Origin of the sequence: Streptomyces sp. 13-12-16 (assembly GCF_002114215.1) — a bacterium.
GTDB lineage: Bacteria > Actinomycetota > Actinomycetes > Streptomycetales > Streptomycetaceae > Streptomyces.
In genome coordinates this window covers 19,335-26,677 of sequence record NZ_NCTE01000771.1, presented here as the reverse complement: position 1 = coordinate 26,677, position 7,343 = coordinate 19,335, and the positions used below count along the sequence as shown (strand labels likewise).

Below are 7,343 nucleotides of genomic sequence, written 5' to 3'. Positions count from 1 at the left end.
CCCTCACGATGAAGGTCACGGCGGTGGGCTCGCCGTGACTGCCGTCAGTGGTGCTGCCCTTGGCGTCGGTGCCGTTGTTGCCGCCGGATCCGGCGGTGGTTCCGTAGGCGCCGCCGGTGCCGCCGGCAGCGCCCGGGGTGCCCGCGCTGCTGGCGCCCCCCTTGCCGACCCGGATCTTCACCGGGGCGCCGGGACCGGTGTCCACCTTGCAGGTCATGTGCAGGCCGGAGCCGCCTCCACCGCCACCGGTGCCTCCGCCTCCGCCCCCGCTGGTGCCTCCGTGACCCAGACCGGTGAAGTCCTGCCCACCGGCTCCGCCACCGCCACCGCCACCGCCACCGGCGCCGCCGGTACCGCCAGCACCGCCGCCACCCCCACCCCACACGTCGACCGTGACGGTGGTGACTCCCTCGGGCACCTTCCACTCATGCTCACCCGGGGTGGTGAACGTGGCGCTGCGGTCCGACGAAGCAGCCTTCGGGGCGTCCGGCATGGGTCTCTCCTCCCAGAACGATCAACTCCCCTGACCGTATGCGCGCAGCAATCAGCAAATGATGACAATGCGAAAAAGACACATGAATGCGTGCATACATGACAGGCAAAGCACCCAAACGCAGGGACGCCTCAACCGCTGCCGGCAACGACAGCCAAGGCGGCCCGGCACCCGGCCACGGGCTCAGACACAGGCACTTACCTTGTCGTTTACGGTCCGGTACGGGGCCTTCGACGTGGTGCCTTCGCAGGCGGATCTGGATCGGTGCTTCTTCCTGGACGAGGCCGACCACGAGTGAACCCCGGCGGGCGGCGTATAGATCAGATGTTCATCAACTTCTGATCGTTGTCTGAACCGGAGTGCCGTAACCATGGTTGATTGTTGCCTTCGGTCTCTGCTGATGGAGACCTGACAAGGGGGATTACGTGATGCGCAGAACGCGACCGATCATCGCTGTGACCGCGCTGGTGCTGGCCCTGGGGAGCGCCGCTCCGGCGTTCGCGACCGACCCGGAGCCGACCGTACCGGTTCAGACTGCACCGCCGGCCGAGCCGGAGGAGAGCGATCTGGTCGATGTTGAGCCGGAGCCGGTGGATGATCTGCCGTCGGTGCCGGTCAAGCCGCCGGTTGACCAGCCGGACCGCGAGGCCTGTGAGCCGGGCTACCGATACCACGCGACGTCGAAGAGCAAGGATTACCACAAGGGGGTTGGGGTCACACAGTCCAACTACAACGGCACGTCGCGTACGGCGAGGTCGACGTTCACGTCCGAGGCGGCGGGGAAGGTCGGCGTCTCCTACAGCGGGAAGCTGGGTGTGAAGGTGTCGGTGGCGATCGTCGACATCGAGTCGGAGTTCGACGTCAACGTCTCCGCTGAGATGAGCGTGTCGATAGGCAACAGGATCGCGGTGGACACGCCGCCGAAGAAGACCACCAACGCCAAGTACGGGGTGTACCGGCTGAAGAGCCACGGCTACAGCCAGTACAAATACGCGAATTGCACGAACGGCGTGAAGAACAACGTGACGATCTACACGCCGCGGCGTGTCGGCTGGTACATCTGGGAGGACTGAGGTGCGCCGCCTGATGTCGGTCGCTGGCGTCGCGATGGCGCTGGTGGCAGTGGCCGGGTGCACGGACTCCTCGGCGCCCGGCGATGCGTCGAGGAGGAAGCCTGCCTCGTCGTCCTCTGCACCGGCGTCGTCCGGGCAACCGGATGAGGGCCAGGTGCCGGTGGCTGAGCCGCCGGAGCTGGATGGCAGCGAACGCCTGGCGGGCCAACAGCCTGAAACCAGGGGCAATGCCAGCTTCTCTTATGCGAAGGGGGCGGCCGGTGAAGCGCTGATCGTGGCGGTGCGCTGCCGAGGGGCCGGGACGGTGAAGGTCGCCGTGAAGACTGTCAACGTGTCGTTCCCATTGGAGTGCCTGGAAGGTGAGACGACGACCACCTACAACCAAGTCGGAATCTCCGGGGTGGAGAAGCCGGGCACGGTGAGCGTGACCGCCCCGTCCGGGGTGCACTGGTCCATGACCATCGGCCGGGGCGAGCCACCGGCCGAGGACCAGCAGTAGATGACGCAGTGCCCCACGCCGCACGGCGTGGGGCACTGTCTGACGATGCGCACAAAGCTGACTGGGGCCGCCGAGGGGGCCTTGACCCTGAATCCTGGACACGGGTTATGCGGCTTGTGCCAGCGTAGTTGGTGTGACGCGGAGGGCGTACTCGAAGGCTGTCGCTGAACTGTTCCGGGTTCGGTAGAGACTCGATCATTTGAGAGGATCGAGTCATGGCACGTCCTTCCCCCTACCCGCTTGAGCTGCGCCGTCGTGCGGTGCGGATGGTCGCCGAGGTGCGGCCCGACTACGACACCGAGTGGGCCGGGATGAAAGCGGTCGCGTCCAAGCTCGGGATCGGCACGACCGAGACGCTGCGCAAGTGGGTCCGGCAGGACCAGATCGATGCCGGCACCCGGCCGGGCACCACGAGCGAGGAGTCGGCCGAGCTGAAGCGGCTGAAGAAGGAGAACGCCGAGCTCAGGCGGGCGAACGAGATCCTCAAGGCCGCGGCGTCTTTCTTCGCGGCCGAGCTCGACCGGCCACACACGCGCTCGTAGCTTTCATCGACGAGCACTGGAACCGCTTCGGCGGGGTCGAGCCGATCTGCCGCGTACTGAGCGCACACGACTGCAAGATCGCCCCTGTCACCTACTACGCCCACCACAAACGACAGGTCACGCCGTCCACCAGAACCGTGCGGGACGCCGAGCTGAAGGAGCACATCAGCGAGGTCTTCGAGACGAACTACCGGGTTTACGGCGCGAGAAAGGTCTGGTGGGAGCTGAACCGGCAGGGTCACGCGGTGGCCCGCTGCACCGTCGAACGCCTGATGCGCGAGCTCGGCATCACCGGCGCCGTCAGCGGCCGGCGCGTGATCACCACGCTGCCCGGCGGCCAGGCCGACCGGGCCCCGGACCTCGTCGACCGCGACTTCGTCGCCGGCGCCCCGAACCGGTGCTGGGTCGCGGACTTCACCCACGTGAAGACCTGGGCAGGGATCGTCTACGTCGCCTTCGTCGTGGACACCTTCTCCCGCCGGATCGTCGGCTGGTCCGCAGCCACCGTGAAGGAAACGGTCTTCGTGCTGGACGCCCTGGAGATGGCGCTGTGGCAACGCGACCGCGACCAACACCCGGTTCAGAATGGCGAGTTGATACACCACTCGGATGCCGGGTCGCAGGGCGGATTCAACTGGTCGTCGCAGCACCTCCTACGCATGGAGGTGTTGGATGGTGCGTCGTCAGCAGGCAGCGGACCGGGCGCTGCGTCCGAAGCTGAGGTCTCCGGGGCGTCCGAAGTATCAGCGTCATGTCGAGGCGGCGTTCTGGGCGGAGGTCGCCAAGGGCCTTCTCGCTGAGGAGGCCGCCGCCGTCATCGGCGTGGCGCCGGCGGTCGCGACGCGCTGGTACCGCCAGTGTGGCGGCATGCAACCGTTCGATTCGAAGCCGCCCTCGGGCAGGTACCTGTCGTTTTCCGAGCGAGAGGAGATCGCGTTGCTCAGGGCCTGAGGCAAGGGAGTGCGCGAGATCGCTCGAGACGTCGGTCGTAATCCCGGCACGATCTCCCGCGAGCTGCGACGCAACGCCGCCACAAGAAGTGGGAAGCTCGACTACCGGGCGTCGGTGGCGCAGTGGAAAGCAGATATGGCGGCACGGCGTCCGAAGACAGCGAAGTTGGTCGCCAATCCGAGGTTGCATGCCTACGTCCGGGAGAGGCTGTCCGGCCGGATCACGACGTCTGGCGGCATGCCGATCGCGGGACCGGTGACGGGCTCGTGGACGGGGCGGAACAAGCCGCATCGCAAGGATCATGCGTGGGTTCAGGCATGGAGTCCGGAGCAGATAGCGAACCGGATCAAGCTCGATTTCCCGGATGATGAATCCATGCGCGTCAGCCACGAGGCGATCTACCAGGCCCTCTACATTCAGGGCCGCGGGGGGCTGAAACGCGAGCTCATCCTGTGTCTTCGGACCGGTCGCGCTCTGCGTGCGCCGCGGGAGCGTTCACGGCGGAAGACCTGGGCACACGTCACGCCGGAAGCGTTGATCAGCGAGAGGCCCGCCGAGGCCGAGGACCGCGCTGTCCCCGGTCACTGGGAAGGGGATCTGATCATCGGGCTGGAGCGTTCCGCGATCGGCACCGTTGTCGAGCGGTCGACCCGGTTCACCATGCTGGTCCATCTGCCCCGCGAAGAGGGATACGGCACGATCCCTCGAACGAAGAACGGCCCCGCACTGGCCGGCTACGGAGCGATCTCCATGAAGAAGGCACTCGCCAACACGATGTCGATGCTCCCCGAGCAGCTGACGCGGTCGCTGACATGGGACCACGGCAAGGAAATGTCGGCGCACACGCAGTTCAAGGTCGAGACCGGTATCCCCGTGTTCTTCGCCGATCCGCACAGCCCATGGCAGCGAGGCACGAACGAAAACACCAACGGACTCCTGCGCCGGTACTTCCCGAAGGGCACCGACCTCTCGCGCTGGTCCGCCGAAGAAATCGAAGCCGTTGCTCATGCGCTGAACACCAGACCCCGCAAGACACTCGGCTGGAGGACCCCGGCCGAGACATTCAACGAGCAACTACTCTTACTCCAACAAGCCGGTGTTGCAACGACCGGTTGAGTCCAAGCAATACACGTCTTCCGCGTTCACCGCCCACCTCATCGAGGCCGGCATCGGCGCCTCGATCGGCACCGTCGGCGACGCCCTGGACAATGCGCTCATGGAGTCCCACATCGGCCTTTACAAAGCGGAGCTGATCAAGCCCCGCAGGCCCTGGCGCGGCCTGGCCGACGTGGAACTCGGCACCGCGGAATGGGTCGACTGGTTCAACAACCAGCGCCTCCACACTGCGATCGGAGACATCCCGCCCCACGAGCACGAGACCAACCACTACGCTCAACGCCAACCCCAACCGGCGGCTGGAGTCAACGCATAGAGCCTCCACCGATCCCGGAGCGGTTCACTGTCCGGTGCCACTGAGCCTTTTCCAACCTCACGTTGATGCGTGGTGAAGGACGAGGACGGCCTTCACCACGTCGGTGATTCGGTTGGTGCTGCAGCGGAGCTTCCGCAGGAGGCGCCAGCCCTTGATGGTGGCCATGGCCCGCTCGCCGAGGCAGCGGATCTTGGCGTGGGTGGTGTTGTGGCGACGCTTCCATCGCTTGAGGCGGCGGCCCCGAAACGGTACGCGGACGGGTCCGCCGGCGCCTTGATATGCCTTGTCCGCCCAGCATTTGAGTTCCGCATCGGCGAGGGCTTCGATGATGCCGTGCTGCCGCGCGGCGGTCAGGTCGTGAGTCGAGCCGGGCAGAGCCGGCGAGGCCCAGAGCAGCCGTCCGAACGGATCGGTGAGGACCTGGACGTTCATGCCGTGGCGTTTGTGTTTCCCGGAGTAGTACGGGGTGTCGGCGGCGATGCGGTCGATCGGCAGCAGGGTGCCGTCGAGGATCACGAACGCCTTCGTCCGGATCGTCTTCCTCGCCTCGGCCAGGGACGGGGCGAGGACGGCCAGGGCCTCGACGGCTTCACGTATGTAGCGGTAGACGGTCGCGATCCCGATGTCGAACCCGGCAGCGAGCTGGGCGTAGGTGTCACCGCACCGTAGATGGGCCAGGGCGAGCAGTGCCTGACGTGCGGCGGGAAGGCGCCGCCACCGCGTTCCGATCTCCTGCCGCCGGGCTGTCAGTTGTCCGGTCAGGAACCGCAGGGTGCGGCTGGACAGATCAATCGAGGACGGGTAGACAAGCACGCGAAGCTCCTGGCGGATAAGGGTGATCTTGGTCGAGAACCCGTCTACCAGGAGCTTCGTCGTTGCGCAGGACAGTCCAACTCGCGGCCAGGCACCGCATCTTGAAAAGGGCTCACTGCCCCATCGTGGCCGATGGGGCGCTGGTGGAGTGGGGACCTGCGTCGGTGTGGCGTGCCGCGGTTTCCCACGAAATCCGGTGGAGTCTCAGCGGCCGGAAGTGGTTGGGTCCTGCTCAATGCTTCGCTGACACGGCCCGGCACAGTGCGAGGCGCAAGGCCCGAATCGCAGGGCGGTCTAGCCCGCGTGTCGTCGAGTGATGGAGGTTATCGCGGTGGCTGGTTACGGGGCGCTTTCCGACGTATACGAGTGGCTGATCGGGGACGACAGGTTGACCCCCGCCAAGGCAGCCGCGGTTTACTACAGCGATGTCATGGGCTCTCTGCCGCCCAACGCGCGCGTCCTCGACTGCGCGTGTGGAACCGGCCAGCTCGCCGTCGGTCTCGCAAGTCTTGGCCTTGACGTGGTCGCCACAGACGCCAGCAATGGGATGGTTCGCCGGACCGAGAAGGCCGCCGACGAGCAGGGTGTCTCGCTTCGAGCCCTCCGCGCGAGCTGGGACGAGCTGCCCGACCACCTGGAGGACTCCACGTTCGATCTGGTGTTCTGCGTCGGCAACTCGCTCGGGCACGCCGAGGGCGCAGCCGGGCGCCTGACCGCACTGGAAGCGATGTCGCGGCTGCTGAATCCGGGCGGACGCCTCGTGCTCCACTCACGCAACTGGGAGCTCGTGCGCTCCGCCGGCTCACGGGTAGACGTCCGCGATCGACTCATCCGCCGCAATGACCGCGATGCGGTCGTCAGCTACTACTGGCAGATCGAGCAGCGCTGGGAGCAGGAACACTTCCTCGAGATCGTGGTCGCCCGGATCGAGCCGGATGGGGCAGTGCGAGCCTGCTCGGAGCGGTTGTCCATCTGGCCCTACCGGTACGAGGACCTTGTGGCGCAGTTGCGGAGTGTCGGGCTCACGGTGCAGTCCACCACCTTCGACCCCGAGAGCGATGGATACCTGGTGGTCGCCAGCCGCGACCAGGCGCGAGGCACGTCTGAGCCGGCGTGCTGATCCGCCTTCGTCGTTGTCGTTGCCGACCTGCCGGCTCGCGACCGCCTGCAGCCCGTCCTCACCTTGCATCTGACCTGCTCAAGCGGAGGTTGGAAACAGCTCACTGTCCTGGAGGTGAGAGATCCACGGGGCATCGCTGTCGTGGAGCGTTATAGCGTGAGGGGTGACGCTGTCTCAGTTTCGTGAGTTCTGATTCGCTGGCCGATGGCCGCCAAGCGGCCAAAGCCAACGCCGAAGTCATGTTCGTGCCTGACCTCCATACCGATCTTGGGCGGTGCCCGATGACAGACCAGAGCCGCCGGTGCATCACCTGAAGGACGCTGGTGAAGCACGTACCCGGGGCGCGCCTTGGTGCGGTGCGCGAGCCGGTAGACCCGTCTGTCAACGACTTCCGGCGGCACGATCCGTGCCACCTAGGCC

7 protein-coding genes and 2 pseudogenes are annotated in these 7,343 nt (G+C 66.3%); 7 read left to right on the top strand and 2 right to left on the bottom strand.

Annotated elements, in window-relative coordinates; all coding sequences use genetic code 11:
• Positions 1-493 (bottom strand): annotated as a pseudogene (locus tag B7767_RS49140) (hypothetical protein); the annotation flags it as partial.
• Positions 494-948: 455 nt separating this feature from the next.
• Here B7767_RS49140 and B7767_RS28475 point away from each other — a divergent pair.
• The 6 genes and pseudogenes from B7767_RS28475 to B7767_RS28450 all read left to right on the top strand — a co-directional run bounded on the left by B7767_RS28475 (position 949) and on the right by B7767_RS28450 (position 4,990).
• A complete protein-coding gene (locus tag B7767_RS28475; RefSeq protein ID WP_085574673.1) occupies positions 949-1,566 on the top strand; it encodes a hypothetical protein in 618 nt (205 codons plus the stop codon).
• 1 nt (position 1,567) lies between these two features.
• Positions 1,568-2,065, top strand: a complete 498-nt coding sequence (locus B7767_RS48420) for a hypothetical protein (protein ID WP_256923600.1) — start codon at positions 1,568-1,570, stop codon at positions 2,063-2,065.
• Between the two features lie 215 nt (positions 2,066-2,280).
• A complete protein-coding gene (locus tag B7767_RS28465) occupies positions 2,281-2,607 on the top strand; it encodes a transposase (RefSeq protein ID WP_085574672.1) in 327 nt (108 codons plus the stop codon).
• 5 nt (positions 2,608-2,612) lie between these two features.
• Positions 2,613-3,407: an IS3 family transposase gene (locus tag B7767_RS48415; protein ID WP_256923601.1), complete on the top strand. Its 795-nt coding sequence runs from the start codon at positions 2,613-2,615 to the stop codon at positions 3,405-3,407.
• 67 nt (positions 3,408-3,474) lie between these two features.
• Positions 3,475-4,674: pseudogene (locus tag B7767_RS28455) on the top strand (IS30 family transposase).
• On the top strand, positions 4,655-4,990 hold the full coding sequence (locus tag B7767_RS28450) for an integrase core domain-containing protein (RefSeq protein WP_085574671.1): 336 nt from the start codon (positions 4,655-4,657) through the stop codon (positions 4,988-4,990). Before B7767_RS28455 ends, B7767_RS28450 begins: the two are co-directional and overlap by 20 nt.
• Before the next feature lie 57 nt (positions 4,991-5,047).
• On the opposite strand, the gene B7767_RS28445 is transcribed toward B7767_RS28450, so the two are convergent.
• On the bottom strand, positions 5,048-5,803 hold the full coding sequence (locus tag B7767_RS28445; protein WP_085574670.1) for a transposase family protein: 756 nt from the start codon (positions 5,801-5,803) through the stop codon (positions 5,048-5,050).
• Between the two features lie 316 nt (positions 5,804-6,119).
• Here B7767_RS28445 and B7767_RS28435 point away from each other — a divergent pair, with 316 nt between their 5' ends.
• Positions 6,120-6,923: a class I SAM-dependent methyltransferase gene (locus tag B7767_RS28435; RefSeq protein WP_179167323.1), complete on the top strand. Its 804-nt coding sequence runs from the start codon at positions 6,120-6,122 to the stop codon at positions 6,921-6,923.
• Positions 6,924-7,343 lie beyond the last annotated feature (420 nt).